Origin of the sequence: Cryobacterium sp. Hh7 (genome assembly GCF_004403155.1) — a bacterium.
Lineage (GTDB): Bacteria > Actinomycetota > Actinomycetes > Actinomycetales > Microbacteriaceae > Cryobacterium > Cryobacterium levicorallinum.
Map to the genome: position 1 here is coordinate 1 of NZ_SOHG01000070.1, position 17,671 is coordinate 17,671.

Sequence of the window (17,671 nt, forward strand, 5' to 3'; positions counted from 1 at the left end):
CTGGGTAAATTTTCTCCGCGATGCGGTCATGCTGATCTCTACTTTCAGTAACGCCCCATTTTAAGAGGGCCCACTGTCCGAGATATCCGCAGCAGCTCACGCCGCATTCGGCATGACAGCCGGCGGCGCACTGCACTACGTCTTCGATGCTGTCGACCGCGAGGAAGAAGTCTTCGCTTCAACCTATGAAGATTAGGTACCAACTCGCATACGTCACCTGGAACGTATGCGGCTTGGCGAACGGCAGGTTGCTGGTCATGATCAGCGACGCGTGTTCGTAGCGCGAGGACACCAGTTGGAAGAACAGGTTCGCGGCGTCCTGGTCGAAGGGAATGTAGCCGACTTCGTCGACGATCAGCAGGCTGTAACGGCGTAGCCGGGTTAGTTCGGCGGCAAGTTTGCCCCGTGAGTGGGCTTCTTGCAGGCGGGCTACCCAGCCTGTCGCGGTGTCGAAGAGGACCCGGTGGCCGGCTTTGGCGGCTTTGATCCCGATGCCGACGGCGAGGTGTGTTTTCCCGGTGCCGGGAGGTCCGAGGAGGACGACGTTCTTCGCTTCGGTGAGGAACACGCTCGTGCCCAGGTGCGCGATGAGGTTTCGGTCGGCGGAGGGCTGGTGCTCAAAGTTGAAGTCCTCGAGGGTCTTGAACCCCGGGAACCGTGCGGCTTTGATTCGCAGTCCGGCGCCGGAAGCTTCGCGTTCGGAGACTTCTTTGGAGAGCACGGCGGCGAGGTATTCCTCGTGGGACCACCCCGCGTCGCGGGCCTTGTCGCCGAGGCGGCGGAACGCTTCACTGATCCGGGGTGCTCGGAGGGCACGGGCGTAGTACTCAATCTGTGAGGTCGCTTCCGGGCCGATCATGACGCGACCGCCAGCACGGTCGGCGCCGGTTCAAGGTCGACGTTGAAGAGTTCGTCATAGCGAGTCAACGACGCGATCTCGACGATGGTCGTGCTCGGGGGCCGGCGGGCGCGTTGGGCTTGGAACTGGGTGCGCAGCTCGGCCGCGCGGAGGACGTGCGCGGGGTCGGTGACGGTGAGTTGTCGCGCCCATTTTCGGCGGTGCGCCGCGATGAGGACACCGTCGTGGTGAACAGTGACACGGTCAAGGCTCGCCGCCACGTCGACGACTCGGCCGATCATGGCCGGGTCAACGGAGTAGTCGTTGCTGAACGCTCGAACGTAGTAATCGCGTGGCAGCCGAACGCTGTTGCGAAACATCACCTCCGGTGCCATCGGCGGCAGCCCGCGCATCGCGGCCCGATCACTGCTGACAAGGTCGTTGGGTCGACCCCGGCGGGACCGGGAGAGACGATTGTTCGCCACGGGTAACCACGCGGCGAGCTGCTCGTTGAAATCATCAGGAGAGGTGAAAGTGCGGCCTGACATGAAGCGGCTGCGGAAGAACCGATTCATTCGTTCGACCATGCCCTTGGACTCGGGGTCGCGGGCTTTGAGCAGTTTGATCTGAGTGCCGAGGGTGCCAGCGAAAGCGGCAGCGGGCTCGGTGAGTTTCCCACGGCCGATGCCCGTCTCGTTGTCCCACGTCAACCGCGCAGGAACAGCTTCGGCCTCCTGTAGCAGCGACCACATTCCGCCGAGCAGATCCGGTGTCGTCCGCGACGGCAACATGCGCGCTTGGATGAACCCCGAAAACGTTGACGTCATCACCAGCACCGGTGGCGCAGCAGCCTGGTCATGTCCCAGCGGCAGGTCCTCGTGCGGGAACCAGAGATCGCACTGGATCTGGAAACCGGCAGGGTGCACCAGTCGGTCTGCAGGATCCGGCACCGCATACTCCGGTCGGAGCTCAGCGACCTTGGCCCGAAACAACGACGGAGACCCCGACCAGCCCACCCGTTCCGCTGCGGTCGCAGCCGGCATCGTCGGCGTCGCCGCGAGCAGCACCCGCACCTGGGCGGCGAACGAGTCAAAGCTCGACCCCGTCGGCTCCCGTTGATACGTCGGCGACCGATCGACGGCCAACGCCCGATCGACCGTCCCGCGAGACACCCCGATCAGCCGTGCTATCTCCCGTTTCGAATGCTTCCCCGTCGAATGCAGGTGGCGAATCTCAGCCCAATCATCCAATTTGATCACCTTCCATAATGGTTGGTGGCCCTGTTTTCAGTTGGCGTTTCTGGCCCTGTTTTCAGTCGGCGTTAACAGGTATCTCCAGCACGGCAGGCGGCCAACGCTTCGCGAAGCCCGGGTCGAGCTCGGTTCGTTCCGGTCAGACCATGATCGGTGTAGATCAGTGACGATCTAACGCCCAGTCGTTCCAGGGCGTTTTGTTGGGCGGTGAGATCCTGTTCCTCTGTGGAAACGCGTGCGTATCCAATTAGTAATCCATCCATGGCGAAACTGTTCCGCTTTGCGGTGAGCGGGTCAATAATCGTCGCACTCGGGGTCCCGCTTACGGTCACTTCTTACCGCTATTTATCCACCCAGCTGTGGACCCATGCCGTCGTGACGAATCTTCTTTAAAAAATTTGCAAATAGGTTATCTGTGCCGGCCGCGGCAACTAGACACTGGCCTTGGAAGGCTGATTTGCCTGAGCAGGGCGAACCGCGTTCAGCCTGCCGATACAGACCCCCGGGCTTGGATGCGTCGCCGCCCGACGGCTATCAGTTCGTCCCTGCTGCTTCACCGATTTGCTTAGCCACGACGTAGCCTTATCGCTAGCGGGGATTCGAAAAACTTTTATCAGGTAAGGCTGTCTTCCGAAAGCTAAACGGTGGAATCAGGGGTATTGTCTGGCACCAGCCCGAGCCACCGCACCGAGTTGGCCTTCTCGACTAGTCCGTCTGCCCAGCCCTCCTGTCGTAACACGGTGGGTCCTTCCGGCTCTAATATCTCGCTCGTGTAAGCGGCGCGGGCCAGTTTCGCTGCGTCCTCAGTACCGAAAAGCACGGCGTAGCTGTCCAGGTTCCAGATTCTTCCTAGCAGCGCACCTCCGTCTTTCGCCGTGTAGAGAACGACCGCACGACCGTCAGCGGCCTGTCCGCCAGCCACCCAATCTTTCTCCGGAGCTATTCGTGGTGTCTGCTGCAACTGCTGCCGGATGGTGTGCAGGAACAGCTCAACGTCAACGGTCATGTTGTGCGTCGATCCCCTTGGGTGCGTACGACCAAGTTGTCGTCACTGTTGAAGTTTCAGAGGTTCGAGACGCCGAAGCCGGCTTTTCCGCGCCAATAGCCCGATCCACCCAGGCTGGGCAGGAAAGCGCGCCGTCGGGATTGACGCAGTAGGCCGTAGTGATTCCCACGACGGCATTCAGGGTGACCCCGTAATAGCTGGCGTAAATGGCCTCCTTATTAATCACCCGCACCTCCCGCTCATCCGTCACAACGCAGGTGTCGGTGCACGTGATCTCTTGGGCGTAAGCGACGTATAGACGGTCTTCGCCCTGCTGCACTCCGCCATTGGGAGCTTTGAGAACGAACCCGATGGTGTGTTTGCTATGGATGTTGTGCCGTTGCTGAATCTTTGTCCAACCGAACCCGACACTGCCGTTGTACGTTCCTTCACGTAAAACGACGGTCCGTCCCGCGGCGTCAGTCTCAGTACCAACGACTTCCGCTCCTTGGGATTCTGCGGACGCGCTTTGCGCACCAAAAGGAAATGACGCAAGTGTGCCCGCGATAATAGCAACAGCAACAGCGATCCCCGTCCGTCCCGTGATTCGACGTTTCCCGTTTATGTTCACTTAGTCCCCCCATTACTCGAAAACCTCACGGTACACCCCGAACAGAGGCGGAATGCAAATCGCTGAACAATGCTGTTCGTTGCCGCAACTGCGCGATCCGGGATCCTCGGAGTCCTGGGCTTTGCTCTCTTTCTGACCGCCCGACTCGCCACTCGACGGTTCTGGCACGAATCCCTCTGAAGAATTAGACCCAGACCGTCCCGTTGGGGGTTCGTGATGGGGCGTGCAGACTCCCCGTATCCCCCCTGTGAGCGCTCTTCTGTTGCGCGTCGTCGGCGCATGCCCCGGCCGGGTAGGCCGGACCGTAGACTCACACTGTACGAGCTGGCGATTCAGAGTCGCCAAGCACGGCCGTGACCGAAGGAGGGTGTGCTCTTGCGTCGAACTGGTCGCTTTCCTCGGGCGTGGACATTAGCCGTGGCTGCATCTGTGGCGTCCGTCTGCGTATCTCTCGCTGGATGCGCATCGATGACGGGCGCGGATGCGGCGAGCCTGGATTCGATCGCCGAGCTCGCGAGAGCTGCTGGTATCGCTCCTGAACTCGTGTACACGACTGAGGTGGACGGCTACGATCTCGCACCGCAGTCGGTCGGGCCGGGTGCTGCAGACGGGATGTCGGCTACCTGGTTCAACAGCAGCACGGGTGCGATGCTGACCATCCGTAGCGATTCCGGTGAACTCACGGAAGCGTCGTGTGCTGCGACACCCCTTTGGGATGCGCCCGGCGGAGCGGTGACGTGTGCCAATGAGGATGGCGTCTGGCATCGGTCGACTGGAGGCATCCACGAGTACGTCGCGGTGCGAGACGGTGCGCTGATCTGGGTATCCGGAATGAACGACGCGTCGCCAGCGGATCTTCTGACAGCCGCGAAGAAAGTGCACGTGCCATCGGATGCGGAACTCGAACTGCTCTTCTCCGACGTTCCCAAGACTCCGGGCGAACCGGTGGAGCGCGGAGACCTACCTGAGGATGGCGACGGTGCGCCGATCGATCCGACCGGGCCGGGTGGTTAGTTCCACTCCTCCGAATGCGGCCGCTTGCCGGGCCGCTCCTCATATCTCTAGCCCTAATCCTCGTGGCCGGCGAGGCGCCGTCTGAGCTCTAAGTTCTCACCCTGCGCCTTGGCCAGCGCGAGTTGGAGCTGGCTCAGTTCCCTCCGGTAGGCCTCGCGTTCGGATTTCAGCCGGGCCGAAAGACCGCACGGCAGCGGACGTGCTGGGGCGCTCATCCGCTCCCGGCGCGGTTACGCGGAGGAGATGTCTGCTTCGAAGCTGTTCGATACCAGCGTCCCCCCTGATGACACCCGACCAAACCAGCGCCGCCCTCGGCATCAAGCGGTACGTTCACCTTACGGTGAACCGCGACAGTCGGCATCGCTTGTCGACGCTCTTTGAAAAGTACACCGGGGGCGTTATCGTCCTGCTTCTCGAATACCAAATGACCACATAGGCGCGGAGTGTCAGATGGGAACGGCCGCGGGGACGTTCGCATTCGGTTTCATGTCAGATCGTCCCGGTGGGGGTTCGGCTTACGGTCGTCTCAGTGCAGACGTCAACAGGGTTGGCTTCACGCGATTCGGTCCCGTTGGAGGTTCCTTGGGTTCTTGCGGGAAACTAACCGACGTCGCTCGGACCGTTCCCCGGTCGGGTGGCGATAAGTCGTCTGCATGGCTTTCCGAATCGACTCTTTAGGTTCATTCGAAAAGTTAGCTGATCGCCGATCGTGCGCCGCGCCAAGCAGCCATGACTGACCATGCCAGGAAGAGCAACAGAATTGCGATGAGGATAGCGTTGGCTTCCGGGATGAATTGTGCCACTCCCGCAGTGATAGCAACAAGTGCGAAGCCAATCCATGACGGCAACCGGGCGGCCTTGTGGCCAGCTGTCCATGCGGCATCACTGGTCATTGTCGGCGGGATTCTGATTCCGATGAAACCGTTCCGACTAATTCTGCCGGAGGCTGCCAGCTGTGTCACGACAACGACAAGGAGCATCGCGGCGGCGAGGATGTAGGCGACACTATTGGTGCCGTATGTGTAGCTCATAACCTCAGGGTAGCGAGGCCGACAGAAACGAAGCGATCTCAGCCAACATCACGCCCCACTCTTTGACATCGCCGACCGTGGTCTTCTTCTGTCCAGCAATACCATCCCGTAGGCCGTTCCCATGCGGGCACCCAGCTCAGTCGAAATGCACCCTCATTTCGATCGCTGAAAGCACCCCTGAATCTGCAGCGGTGATCGTCCCGCTTGCGGGCGGTGGTCGGTGGCGGCATTCGTGAACTCTGGCTATTCTTGATCAAATTCGAGGATGATCGTTTGGGGGAACGGATGAGTATCTGCAAACTGGCTATCGCCACGGGGGTGACGGTTCTTCTGGTTCCGCTGTTGAGCGCATGCACAAGTTCACCACCACTCCCCTACGTGTCAGGATCGGGTGAGGCCAGTAGCTCAGAGCAAGTCCGCCGATTGACGTAGGGCGAGAATCAGGAATCATCACCATGTCCAGCCCGTCTTTGATCGCCGTGCGCGACGATAGTTATATGAGTAGTCCCGGACCGAGAGCTGGTGGTCCGACCTCGAGAAGGTCGTTCAGCCCAGTGCAGAAGCTAGCCCATTTGGCCGCGTATGACGCGGCGATCAAGGACCACGAGGGCGGCGCGTATCTGCGCACCGAGGGGTTGTACTCCTCACAGATCACGGAGTGGCGAAAGCTGCGTGACGCCGGTGTACTTGCGGGGAAGAAGCCCGGCGAGAAGATTGGCCGGTTAACGCCGGAACAAGCGGAAATCGCTCGGTTGCGCCGCCAGTTGAGCACGACCGAGCAGCGCCTCGAGACGACGGGGGTGGCGTTGGAGATCATGTCAAAAATGCACGAGCTACTCGAAAGTCTTTCGAAGAGCTCGCGGGACGAAACACCGCACACGAAGCCGTAATGACCGCCTACCGCGAACTGGCCAGCCGAGGGATCTCGACTCGCGTCGCGGCCGACCTGGTCGGCATCCCTCGAGCGACCGCCACCCGGAAACGACGCATGCCGGTGCGCGGGCCGGCTCCGATTCCGGCGAACAAGATCGGCGACAACGACCGCCGCGAGATTCTTGACGTCGTGAATTCGAAGCCGTTCGTGGACTTGCCGCCGATCCAGATCTACGCGCAGCTGCTGGATGCGGGCACGTACTTGTGCTCCATTTCAACGATGTATCGGGTGTTGAACGAGAATCAGCAGGTCAAGGACCGCCGCCGCCAGGCACGCCACCCGGCACGGGCGATCCCCGAATTGATCGCCACGGGCCCAGGCCAGGTACTCAGCTGGGATATTACGAAACTCGCCGGCCCGGTCAAGGGCAAGTACTTCGATGCTTACGTCATGATCGATATTTACTCCCGCTATATCGTCGGCGCGTATGTTCACGCGTCGGAATCAGGCGAGCTGGCGGTGGAGATGATGAAGGAAATCTTCGGCATTCACGGCGTCCCTCAGGTCGTGCACGCTGACCGCGGCACGTCGATGACGTCCAAGACCGTCGCCGCATTGCTGTCTGACCTGGAGGTCACCAAGTCGCATTCAAGGCCGCGCGTGAGCAACGACAACCCCTACAGCGAGGCGTGGTTCAAGACCCTGAAATTCGCTCCGATGTTCCCCGAACGCTTCGGCTCCCTCGCCGACGCGAAGACGTTCATGGCTGCGTTCGTGGATGGTTACAACCACGAGCATCGCCATTCCGGGATCGGCCTCAACACGCCAGCCGACGTTCATTACGGTCTCGCCGAGGCGAAGGCCGTCGAACGGGCAGCGACGTTGGACGCGGCACGGGCACGCTTCCCCGAGCGATTCAGCACCAGCCACGCACCACAGATTCTGTCCATTCCCGAGACGGCATGGATCAACAAACCAGCCGCCAGACCCATCGAAAATGAAGGGCTCGAACTAGCCGCCTAAACTCCCACTGGTCTCATTCGCCTTGACAAATTCCGCTCTCGCCGCGTACGTCGACGCTGACAAGTGCCCCCGCCGAACCTTCGTCGGTATCCACCCCCATTCCGCAGTCAATCGCGCCTCCGACCGCAACCGGCACGACTCTCGGGACGTGGGTGAGCCTTTCCAACACGCAGCTAGGCGGTCCTATCGATGCCAAGGGCGAGGGCCTGTGGATCGCCCTCGACTGCGTGGGCAATGGGAGTGTGACCGTCGAGGATAGCGGCGGCATGTCATCCACATTCCTATGTACTTCAGACGATGTGCTGTCTTATGCCAATCACGACAACCAAGCTCACGGAGAGTCAACCGTCTCGGTGTCCATGACCGGAGACGTTGTCAGGGGACTAACGATCTCGAGCACACCGCTCACCGACTCTACTCAGGTCTGAGATCGCATCGAAGTAGGGCTTGCCGCAACAAGGTCATCGGCCTGACTCCAACTTTCCCGGTAGGGGTTGGTGAAACGGACAGTTTCGGCGCCAGTGCACCCGTCCACGACGATGGGGGCCAGCGGCATCGACACATCCTCTCGCGGCGGTCTAAACATCCGGCTGAGCCACCCGATATCGTGGACCTGTCGATGGAATGAGACGGAGCGACACGGTGACGAGTCTGTTTGAGCGCTGGAAGAAAACCGATACGCGAGCGTGGACAACGGAGGCCGTTGAAGGTTGGCTGGAAAAGGAATTTCGGGCCTATGAGATCCCGTTGGCAGCGATTTCCAGTGCGGACTACCGCAATGATGAAGAGGTCCGTGACGACCTGATCTACAAGCTGTACACAATCACTCATCCTGATGTACTTCAACGCCTGTACAGCGTAGAAGAGAAAGCGATGAAAGACTGCGGCCCTGAGGCCTACGAGGACTATTGGAGGAGCCTGTTCCTGAGGCAGAATCATCGCCCGGGTACCGAAACGGCTCATACGGCATTGACGGATGCGTCATGGCTGGCCTACAACTTGCTGACGATTCAGCACGCGCTGGGGCAGCGCACGTCGATTGTTCTTGAACGCGAAGGTGGTCAGGTGACCGGGGCCAAAGTATATGGAATGTCCGATTACCTCAGCACATTCTTGGTCGCGGTGACGGGTTACCGGGAAGCCGGAACCAACGAGCGTAACTACTATTCCATGGTCACTGGCGACGTAGATGATGTCGGCTTCAACTGGTACCTCGACTGCTTGGCGCGCCACGGAATGATCTAATAGCGCCGGCGGCTGCTCAGTCAGTCCTATCCGCAACGGACCCGAGAAACCTTCCTTCCCGCTCAGGGTTACTGTTGCGGGATCACTTATCGGGATTCGTATATCTCGCGTCGATGTCCAAGGCTGAGGACGAGCACGATCAACAGGTCGTCGTGAATCTCGTAAATGATGCGGTAGTCACCCGTTCGGACCTGCCATTCGCCAGAGCCTCCAACGAGTTGGATCGCCTTGGGTGGCCGCGGATCGTCTGCCAAGAGTTCGATCGCTGCTTGAACTCGACGTCGAACCTGCGGATCGAACTTTCGCAGTTGCCGTTCAGCGGCCGGTGCGATCTTCACCGAGTAAGTCATACGAGGCCGAGGTCTGCTTTCACCTGTTCCCAAGGAGTCGGTTCGCTTTTCGTGCGACGCATCTCTTCACGGGATTCCTCAGCGGCACGAATATCGGCCATGTCTTCGGCCAATTCAATGAGACGCTCCAAATCGTCGACGTCGATAACAGCCGCAACTCGCCGCCCGCGGCGAGACAAGAAGACCGGCTCGTGCTCGGTGCGAGCCCGGTCGATGATCGATGCGAGCTGGTCGCGTGCATCAGAGACGCTGACGGGGACCGTGGTTGGCATGTTTCAAGCGTACATTCCACTCCCCAGATGTACAAAAGGTCTTCAAATGTACAAATGGCCTCTCGCGCAGGCTTCCCATTGCCGGACCAGCCAGTCCGGCAACGAGACAGCGGTTGAGGGCCCCGATCAATGGCCCGATTCGAACTGACGTTGAATAGTGCGATAAACGGTCGACCGCGCGACGTTGAAGAGTTCCGCGCTGGAGTGAAGGCCGGCGGTGTGGACTTCGATCAAGTGTTTCTGTTGCGCCACCGACAGTTTGGGCTGCTTACCGCGAAGACGTCCTTTCGCTTTGGCCACCTGCATTCCTTCCCGCGTTCTGGCGCGAATCAGGTCCGACTCGAATTCAGCGACCATTGCCAGGACGTTGAAGAGGAGGCGCCCGACCGGGTCGTTCGGATCATGCACCGCTCCGCCGATGCTGAGCTTGACATCTTTGGCCGTCAGTTCATCAATGATGTCTTTCGCATCTCTGAGTGAGCGCGCGAGTCTGTCGAGTTTGGCGACGACGAGGGTGTCTCCGGCACAGCAGGCGGCCAGCGCTTCGCGAAGCCTGGGTCGGGCCCGGTTCGTTCCGGTCAGACCGTGATCGGTGTAGATCAGTGACGATCTAACGCCCAGTCGTTCCAGGGCGTTTTGTTGGGCGGTGAGATCTTGTTCCTCTGTGGAAACGCGTGCGTATCCAATTAGTAATCCATCCAGGGCGAAACCATCCCGCTCTGATGTGAACGGGTCAATAACCGTCGCAGTGGGGTCCGGCTTGCGGACTGCCCTTCAGGACCATCGGGTGACGGCGCTCACCGGCCGTGAACCGGACTAGGCCCACTGAATCTGCGACCGCACGAAAGCCCATCCATCCCGGCCGAGCCCTTGAATCTGACGCGAGCATTCAAGGGGGGGCGTGCTGCGTGCGTTCAAGTTCAGACGGCGAGTCATGGATCGCCTCAGGCTCGACTGTGACTGCTCGCCGTCTGCTTGCTCGAAAAGCGACGAGACACAGCAGCGCTGCGCCGTGGGCCGTGGGTCCCCACCAATAGATGTTCATGACGAATCCGGACCCGAACTGCATTCCGATGCCGACGACGGCCAGCGTCGCGGCCAGGGCCACGCTGACGCTCACTAATATTGCCCATGCGGTTCGGCTGCCGCGCCACACGCCGAACAAGATCACCGCATGGGGGATCAGCCAGAGGAGAGATCCTAGGGCGTCCTCGCCGCCAAAGTATCCAACGACTGTCAGCAGAACCGCAATCGCAAACCATGCTGTTGCGCCTACGCGCGCGATTCTTTCCCACAGGCCCACCATGCAACGACTCTATGGCCGGACGTCCGCAGAGGGTTCGGCTTGCGGGTACATGTGAGGACCGCTGACTCTAGCGCTTGCACTCGCAACCTGCGGTTTTACTCAAGTTGGGGCCATCGTCTCATCGAAGTGGCCGTGACACGTGGTGAGCTCTCATGGACTCGATAGGCTAAATCGTAAGGGGGCCTCAAAATGCGAACAGAGATCCGGAGCCGCACGCCATTCAGACGTACCTTCACCGTGCTGCGCTCGATAGGTGGAGTGGTCATTACGGTGGCCATAATTCTGGCCGATGTCGTGAAATCGATATCCGGGGGCGGGGCCTCCTCATCGGCGTATCAAACCGTAATATTGCCGAGTTCGAAGACCAATGCGTCAGCGGCCACCTCCTCAGAGGAGGGACCGATCACGAAGAAAAAGAGACCGCACAGGAAGCGCAGATCTTAGCCACACTGTTTCGGTTGTAGCGGCGCAGTGGTGGGTGGGGACCGCTGGGTTATCAGCTCACTGGCTGCGCCCAATTCCCGCAGAGGGTTGGTCTAGCGACACCGTGAACAGGGCTCCCCGTCAGGGACGAAATAGGGCTATCGAGCGCAGTTCTGCTCGCGTGTTATTTTCCAATAACTCACGTCTTCGGTATCGAATGGCAGTTCAATCATCCCCAATTTTGCTGCGACGCGTTTGGAGACCTCGTTCTCCTGTTCGATCGTCGCCGAGATCGAATCCAGCGAGGAGATGCGAAACACGTGGTCGAGCATGCCGATCCCGACTTCCGTTGCATAACCGTTGCCCCAAGCCTTCTGATGAAAGACATATGTGAGTTCATCGAAGTCTCGATCCGGCGCTCGAATCACGCCACAGTAGCCTACGAACTCGCCAGATCGTGCGTCGAAGACGGCCGAGGTGCCGTAACCGCGATCGACATACTTTCGCTCGCAGATTTCGATCCACTGCGATACTTCGGGGCGGCTGAGGACGGTCCCGTCCCCGACAAATCGCATCACGTTCGGGTCCGCGCAGAGGTCTGAGAAGTCGTTGAGGTCGTCGTGGCGAAACTGTCGCACCGATAGGTGTTCGGTCTGGAATAGCATCGGGCCAGCCTATCCACGCCCGCAGGTCGTTCTTTTTGCGGGCGTTATGAACGTGCGTGGTGATCCGATCCTCTGATTCAATGACTGGATGCGCACATTCACGAACGCCCCCAAAGCCAGTGTCGGCGATCGAGTCGCGATCCTATCCCCGGCGTTCGCGGCTCCTGCGGTGTCCGAGGACGTTCACGAGCAGGCGATGCGACGCCTCACAGAAGTTACTGGGCTTGTGCCGGTTGAGTATCCAACGACACGGCAGCTCGGTGCGAGCGCCGAGGCGCGAGCTGCCGATATTGAGGCGGCGTTCGCTGATCCGAGTATTCGGGCGGTTCTTGCAACGATCGGAGGGGATGATCAGATCACCGTCATCCCACATATCGATACCGACATCCTTGCCTCAAACCCCAAACCGTTCCTCGGATACAGTGACAACACGAACCTGCACAACCTTCTCTGGAAGCTCGGGGTGCCCAGCTACTACGGTGGCTCAACACAAGTTCACCTCGGACCAGGCCCGCATGTCGATGACGTGCATGTGGCTTCGCTGCGTGCGGCGCTTCTTGACGGAGGCATTATCGACCTCACCGATCCGGGCGAGTCCGAAGACTTCGGCGTCTCGTGGACGGATCGCCGCGCCTTGACGGAATTCGGTATTCGTGAACTGACCGAACCATGGGCATGGGCGGGACTAAACACGGTGGCCGAAGGTCCGACGTGGGGCGGATGCATCGAAGTCATAGATCAGATCGCTCTCGCCAATCGGATGCCCGACGTCGCCGACCTGGACGGGGCGATTCTCTTGCTCGAAACGAGCGAGGAACTTCCAAATGCCGACACGGTGAAGCGTTGGGTGCGTGCCTTGGGCGAGCGAGGAGTTCTCAATGCCGTCGCCGGTGTCCTCGTCGCCCGGCCACCCGTTAGCGAACTTAATTCAGCCGTCCCGTTAGCGATCGAGCGCACTCGACTGCGCGCAGTTCAGCGCGACACCATCATCGAGCAAGTCGCTCGATATAACTCAGAAGCCGTTATCTGTGTCGGAGTGCCATTCGGACACACCAGACCGCAGTGGATCGTCCCGCACGGCAACACGATCCGCCTCGACGGTAAAGCCCGCACAGTCAGCGCCGACTACAGCTGAAGGCAACGCACTACGTTTCTAGCCGTCAGCCGCAACTGATGGTGGCGACTCCAAACATGTTGTTGTCCCGCAGTGGGTTCCCGTTGAGGCACGACCGGCTCCGCCATGGAACGATGGCCACATGGCATTTGGGGTTCACCACATTGAGATTTGGGTCGCTGACCTCGACAGCGCGCGAAGGTCCTGGGGCTGGCTCCTCGTGAAGCTCGGATGGTCGGTCGATCAGGAGTGGGACGGCGGGATGTCCTGGAGGTGTGGTGACGCCTACCTTGTGATCACACGACCGCCGGCCCTCTCCGGCGACGCGCATGACCGGAGACTCCCCGGAATCAACCACGTCGCGCTCCATGGAGGATCCGCGGCCGACGTCGACCGCATTGTTGGCGAAGCGATAGACCACGGTTGGAGTTCCCTCTACGCGGATCGCTATCCCCACGCTGGAGGCCCCGACCACTACGCCGCATACCTCGAGAACGAGGCCGGCTTCAAGGTCGAGGTAGTGGGCGCATCCTGACCCAGAAGGGTTCGGGTTATGGCCAGCACTCGTGAACGGGGTGCGAGACAGTCACGTGGTGGCTCGGGAACTAGTGTGGAAGGCATGTTGCGTGCGTTGCCGATCCTTATCTCTACGGCACTACCCACGTCCGCTCACGCCGAGGGCGTGTCCCTTCGCTACTACGAGGACATTGTGGGTCGCTACCACGGGCGTCCCGCGTCTCGGCAGGAGGTCTTGGCCGCTCAGGCAGGGTACCCCAGTGATGACCTCGTCGCTCCAACCGGGCTCCTTCTGCTCGCCCGCCAGGGGCACACCGTGCTCGGCTGCGCAGGAATGAGGGTTCGCCCCGGAGCGATCGGTGAGGTGACCAGAGTCTTCGTCGAGCCGACTGCCCGCGGTAACGGCGTGGGGCGGCTTCTCATGGAAACTCTGGAACACGAAGCCCGCGCATTAGAGCTCATCGCATTGCGGTTAGACACGCGAACCGACCTCGTCGAGGCGCGAATGCTCTATGCGTCGCTTGGCTTCATCGAGGGCGAAGCGCACAACGAAGACCCGTACGCAAACCACTGGTTCCGTAAAGAACTGCGGTGAACCCATGACAAATGCGGAAACCACGTCGGGTCCAGACCTCGTCCCGGAGCTCCTGGTCAAATCGCTGGCTTCGAGTTTGGATTTCTGGTGCGGTTTCTGCGGATTTGAGGTCTTGTACGATCGGCCAGACGACGGGTTTGCCCATATCAGCAGGGGTACGGCGCACATCATGCTCGAGCAACGGGGGGCAGGACGGAACTGGATACCGGCGGCTTTGGAGCACCCATTCGGTCGCGGCATCAATTTCCAGATCACTGTCCCGTCGATCCACCCGCTCGAACGCGCTCTCCGCGATGCTCGTTGGCCTCTCTTCATGGAACCGGAGACGAAGTGGTACAGGACAGGCGCTACCGAGGCTGGTGTGGCTCAGTTTCTTGTGCAGGACCCGGATGGATACCTGATCCGATTCCAAGCGTCGATCGGCCGGAGGACTGTCGCGTAAGCCCTTCCGCTAACGGGTATGCACTCGCTTGGTCGGCGGATGACGCAGACCGTAGGGTGAAGGTATGGGCGAAGAGACAATAGCCAGGTTGGTGCTGTTCGTGGTCTCGGTGGGCTCTGGCGTGCTGGTGCTCTGGATGGCGCAGGCTGCAGCCAGCGGACGACTTAGACGCAATCCGGTTGCCGGAATTCGTCTTCCCGTGACCATGGCGAGCGATAGTGCGTGGCTCACCGCACATCAAGCAGCTAAACGGCCGACCCAGTGGGCCGGCTGGTGCTCGATTGTCTTTGCTTTTCCGTGTGTACTTCCTCTTTCTTTGCCGTTCGCGCTCACATCCATTTTCATTGGGGCCGTTGGACTGCTCGTCTTCGTGCTTTATGGCGCCGCCGTGGGAAGCCGTGCTGCACGCGCCCTAGCCGACGGGGATTAGAACGCGTTCCACCACAGACGGTGATGAAGACTGCGAGCGCCACGACCAATGGCTCCGCTGCCCTCAGTGGTACGGAGCGAACGGGGGCGACATGGCCAATACAGGACTGGCCACGGCGGGAAAGCGTCTATTCGGTCTTGGCGCTGCGTTCATCGCAAGCGCAGTACTGGTGGGATGCTCGGGTCCGATGATGAATGCGTGCCCGGCGATAGGGTGGGCCAACACGCTCACCGTGACGCTCAACGGCGAAACGGATGACGTCAGCCTCGTGCAGCTGTGCGTAGATGGTGAGTGTTCCACCCCTGCTCCAAGCCAGTCGCATTCCGACGAGTCGGCTCCGGCCGAGGTGCTGGGACCGGAGGATCTTGCGACGTACACGTCCGATCCTCGTGCAGTGGAGCTCCCGTATTTTGCTTCCAAGATCAGTTACCACTCGTGGGAGATCGCCCTCAGCATGTCGTCCCCGAGAAATGTGACACTCCGTGCGTTCTCAGCGACTGGGATTGTCCTCGCCGACGAGGACGTGACGCTCAATTGGGTCCGAGTCGGCGGTACCGAGCGTTGTGGAGGCCCTGAGGAATCTGCCCCGGTCATCCTCGTGATTTCAGCCTGAAGCCTTCAGGCTTTCTCGAGATGGGGTGTGTCCCGCAAGAGGTTCCCGTGTGACACAGCGTCGGCGCACTCAGCCACCGGGTGCTTTGGCCCAAAAAACTGTGTCGCTCGACGTCCCCGAGTGACACGGCATCAGCGGGCGCGGCCGCCGGGCTGTTTGGCCCCAGATCTGTCCCGCAGTCCGGCGGCGAATTCAACAATTCGTTGCGACGACCGGTTGAGTTCGCCGTTCTGGGTTGCCCCAGGGGGCCGACCTGGACCTTCTCAAATTCACATGGTGCATGATGAGAGGGATGTTCACTCCTACCCGAGCTGCCGGCCTCGAAACCCTCGGCCTGTTCGTCCCTCATGCGGGGTTAGATTACACGCGAGACCGCAATCACGACACTGGACCCTCCCGTGAAAACGTCTCCGGTCTCTCTCCGTACCTCCGCCACAGACTCCTGACCGAGCGTGAAGTGGTTTCGGCTGTGCTTGAACGGCATCGGTTCGGTGCATGCGAGAAATTTGTGCAGGAAGTCTTCTGGCGGACGTATTGGAAGGGATGGCTCGAACAGAATCCCGAGGTGTGGCGACGGTATCGCCGCGATGTGGCCGAGCCCGGGCTCGCGAGTGACACACGCTCCGGAGGTTACCGCGAAGCCATCGCTGGGCACACCGGCATTGATGCGATGGATGCGTGGGTGCGTGAGCTTGTGGACACCGGATACCTGCACAACCACACCCGCATGTGGTTTGCGAGCATCTGGATCTTCACGCTCGGCCTGCCGTGGCAACTCGGTGCGGACTTCTTCTATCGACACCTTCTTGATGGCGATGCCGCCTCCAACACGCTCTCCTGGCGGTGGGTTGCCGGGCTCCAGACAGCCGGAAAGACCTACCTCGCGACGGCATCGAACATTTCTCGCTACACCGAGGGCCGGTTCTCGCCATCGGGACTCGCCACGTCGGCACGAGCGATCATCGAAGAGCCACTGCCAACGCGGGCACCGATTGCTCCCACCGAGTCCACCCCATTAGGCTCCCGAGTGGGGCTGTTGCTGCACGAAGAGGATCTGGACGCGGCAAGCCTGCGCGCCGAGTTTTCCTGGTTGGATTCGAACAGCCGACTCGTGGCTATCGCCGGATCCACCGATCCCGACGAGCGCTCGCCCTCCGGCGCCTCGGATGCAGTGCGGCGATTCACGGCATCAGCCCTCGATGACGCTGCCAAGCGGGCCTTAGACGCCGTCGGGCGACCGGGGAGAGTGCTGCCCGACGCGCTCCCCTCCACGGTTCTGAAGTGGGCGGAGTCCGAACGCCTCGATACGGTGGTTATGCCGAACGCACCGGTAGGCCCGGTGCAGCAACGGATGCTGACGCTCGGCGCCGCTCTCGCCTCGGAGGGAATAACGGTCACGATCGTCAGGCGGCACTGGGACACGCTCGCTTGGCCCTACGCCGCGCGCGGGTTCTTCCCTTTTCGCGAGCATATTCCTGAACTGCTGCGGCAGCAGGGCTTGTAGACCCGGGACCCTGACACAGGGCGCCACGATTAGCAGAGTCGAGCATCCGCCGGACACATCACGCGGCACAATGCTTAGAGCGTCGGTAACTGCTTACTAGTCGGTCTGGGAAAATCGGAAAGCTCAAAACCCCCACTTCGGAGGCAACGGGACACCGGCGGTGTTCAGTCAATACTGCGATGTATTTCACAACGCCGTGCCCACATTGGAGGAGCACGCGGAGAGTATCGTTGCAACCTCACATCGTCGAGGAAATGCCCTGTCACCAATGCTTTTCTGGGGATTTCGGCTACGGTCCCTAACCGTGCAGGAGACCCCGCAAGGGTTCCCCTCTGACACGGCCTCAGAGTATTCGACCGTTGCGTGGATCAGCCCCAGATCTGTCGTGCTCGATGTCCGTCAAACGAGATGCTGGGGATGCTCTCTCCTGGCCAGGCGCTCGACGGCGTACTGCCTCGAACGACACCCCGGGCCTAGGCTCGCGCTCGGTAGGGCGCTCAGGTGTCCGCGAATCGAGGGGTGGTCGAAATGGAATTCAGTGCTCTTT

Annotated in this window: 20 protein-coding genes and 2 pseudogenes; 11 read left to right on the forward strand and 11 right to left on the reverse strand. The window is 60.6% G+C overall.

Translation table 11 applies throughout. The annotated features are described in order from the left end of the window. Positions 1–235: 235 nt before the first annotated feature. The 5 genes and pseudogenes from istB to E3T43_RS18410 all read right to left on the reverse strand — a co-directional run. A pseudogene (gene istB / locus E3T43_RS18390) lies at positions 236–859 on the reverse strand (IS21-like element helper ATPase IstB); the annotation flags it as partial. Then, entirely contained in the window at positions 856–2,097 is a 1,242-nt protein-coding gene (locus E3T43_RS18395) for a helix-turn-helix domain-containing protein (protein ID WP_194088243.1), read from the reverse strand. The pseudogene istB and the gene E3T43_RS18395, both read right to left, overlap by 4 nt. Positions 2,098–2,165: 68 nt before the next feature. Then, a pseudogene (locus tag E3T43_RS18400) lies at positions 2,166–2,354 on the reverse strand (recombinase family protein); the annotation flags it as partial. Positions 2,355–2,728: 374 nt separating this feature from the next. Next, on the reverse strand, positions 2,729–3,097 hold the full coding sequence (locus E3T43_RS18405) for a hypothetical protein (protein ID WP_134442905.1): 369 nt from the start codon (positions 3,095–3,097) through the stop codon (positions 2,729–2,731). Next, positions 3,087–3,707 (reverse strand): hypothetical protein, encoded by a 621-nt coding sequence (locus E3T43_RS18410; RefSeq protein WP_134473510.1) that lies wholly within the window; start codon positions 3,705–3,707, stop codon positions 3,087–3,089. The genes E3T43_RS18405 and E3T43_RS18410 overlap by 11 nt, the downstream gene beginning before the upstream one ends. Positions 3,708–4,175: 468 nt before the next feature. On the opposite strand from E3T43_RS18410, the gene E3T43_RS18415 reads away from it, so the two are divergent. Together E3T43_RS18415 and E3T43_RS18925 are read left to right on the forward strand one after the other, a co-directional pair. Further along, positions 4,176–4,721 (forward strand): hypothetical protein, encoded by a 546-nt coding sequence (locus tag E3T43_RS18415; RefSeq protein WP_241979079.1) that lies wholly within the window; start codon positions 4,176–4,178, stop codon positions 4,719–4,721. 283 nt (positions 4,722–5,004) lie between these two features. Next, positions 5,005–5,157 carry a hypothetical protein gene (locus E3T43_RS18925; RefSeq protein ID WP_166791394.1) on the forward strand — a complete coding sequence of 51 codons (153 nt, stop codon included), beginning with the start codon at positions 5,005–5,007 and terminating at the stop codon, positions 5,155–5,157. A gap of 256 nt (positions 5,158–5,413) precedes the next feature. On the opposite strand, the gene E3T43_RS18420 is transcribed toward E3T43_RS18925, so the two are convergent. Then, positions 5,414–5,752, reverse strand: a complete 339-nt coding sequence (locus E3T43_RS18420) for an SdpI family protein (RefSeq protein ID WP_134443024.1) — start codon at positions 5,750–5,752, stop codon at positions 5,414–5,416. A gap of 497 nt (positions 5,753–6,249) precedes the next feature. Between E3T43_RS18420 and E3T43_RS18425 the strand changes: the two genes are divergently transcribed. Then, positions 6,250–7,649, forward strand: a protein-coding gene (locus E3T43_RS18425) for an IS3 family transposase (protein WP_134473512.1) whose coding sequence is annotated in 2 segments (ribosomal slippage) — positions 6,250–6,571 and positions 6,571–7,649 — 1,401 coding nt in all. Because the reading frame shifts where the segments join, the coding sequence is not laid out codon by codon here. 642 nt (positions 7,650–8,291) lie between these two features. Next, positions 8,292–8,894 carry a hypothetical protein gene (locus E3T43_RS18430; protein ID WP_134443023.1) on the forward strand — a complete coding sequence of 201 codons (603 nt, stop codon included), beginning with the start codon at positions 8,292–8,294 and terminating at the stop codon, positions 8,892–8,894. A gap of 86 nt (positions 8,895–8,980) precedes the next feature. Here the strand turns inward: E3T43_RS18430 and E3T43_RS18435 are convergent, their stop codons facing one another. The 5 genes from E3T43_RS18435 to E3T43_RS18455 form a co-directional block, all read right to left on the reverse strand. After that, complete coding sequence (locus E3T43_RS18435) at positions 8,981–9,244, reverse strand: type II toxin-antitoxin system RelE/ParE family toxin (RefSeq protein WP_134473513.1); 264 nt, start codon at positions 9,242–9,244, stop codon at positions 8,981–8,983. Then, entirely contained in the window at positions 9,241–9,516 is a 276-nt protein-coding gene (locus E3T43_RS18440) for a type II toxin-antitoxin system Phd/YefM family antitoxin (protein WP_134443021.1), read from the reverse strand. The genes E3T43_RS18435 and E3T43_RS18440 overlap by 4 nt, the downstream gene beginning before the upstream one ends. A 126-nt stretch (positions 9,517–9,642) precedes the next feature. Further along, entirely contained in the window at positions 9,643–10,218 is a 576-nt protein-coding gene (locus tag E3T43_RS18445) for a recombinase family protein (protein WP_134473528.1), read from the reverse strand. A gap of 187 nt (positions 10,219–10,405) precedes the next feature. Further along, positions 10,406–10,822 (reverse strand): hypothetical protein, encoded by a 417-nt coding sequence (locus E3T43_RS18450; RefSeq protein ID WP_134473514.1) that lies wholly within the window; start codon positions 10,820–10,822, stop codon positions 10,406–10,408. Positions 10,823–11,403: 581 nt separating this feature from the next. Further along, complete coding sequence (locus E3T43_RS18455) at positions 11,404–11,910, reverse strand: GNAT family N-acetyltransferase (RefSeq protein ID WP_134443857.1); 507 nt, start codon at positions 11,908–11,910, stop codon at positions 11,404–11,406. Between the two features lie 88 nt (positions 11,911–11,998). On the opposite strand from E3T43_RS18455, the gene E3T43_RS18460 reads away from it, so the two are divergent. The 7 genes from E3T43_RS18460 (at position 11,999) to E3T43_RS18490 (ending at position 17,124) form a co-directional block, all read left to right on the forward strand. Beyond that, positions 11,999–13,045 (forward strand): S66 peptidase family protein, encoded by a 1,047-nt coding sequence (locus E3T43_RS18460; protein ID WP_134473515.1) that lies wholly within the window; start codon positions 11,999–12,001, stop codon positions 13,043–13,045. 121 nt (positions 13,046–13,166) lie between these two features. Then, complete coding sequence (locus tag E3T43_RS18465; protein ID WP_134473516.1) at positions 13,167–13,559, forward strand: VOC family protein; 393 nt, start codon at positions 13,167–13,169, stop codon at positions 13,557–13,559. Positions 13,560–13,643: 84 nt separating this feature from the next. Then, on the forward strand, positions 13,644–14,135 hold the full coding sequence (locus tag E3T43_RS18470) for a GNAT family N-acetyltransferase (RefSeq protein WP_134473517.1): 492 nt from the start codon (positions 13,644–13,646) through the stop codon (positions 14,133–14,135). A 4-nt stretch (positions 14,136–14,139) separates the two neighbouring features. Beyond that, a complete protein-coding gene (locus E3T43_RS19815) occupies positions 14,140–14,577 on the forward strand; it encodes a VOC family protein (protein WP_134473518.1) in 438 nt (145 codons plus the stop codon). Positions 14,578–14,641: 64 nt separating this feature from the next. Next, entirely contained in the window at positions 14,642–15,007 is a 366-nt protein-coding gene (locus E3T43_RS18480) for an SdpI family protein (RefSeq protein WP_134473519.1), read from the forward strand. Positions 15,008–15,098: 91 nt separating this feature from the next. After that, positions 15,099–15,620 (forward strand): hypothetical protein, encoded by a 522-nt coding sequence (locus E3T43_RS18485; protein ID WP_134473520.1) that lies wholly within the window; start codon positions 15,099–15,101, stop codon positions 15,618–15,620. A gap of 292 nt (positions 15,621–15,912) precedes the next feature. Continuing rightward, positions 15,913–17,124 (forward strand): FAD-binding domain-containing protein, encoded by a 1,212-nt coding sequence (locus tag E3T43_RS18490; protein WP_134473521.1) that lies wholly within the window; start codon positions 15,913–15,915, stop codon positions 17,122–17,124. The last annotated feature ends 547 nt before the right edge of the window (positions 17,125–17,671 follow it).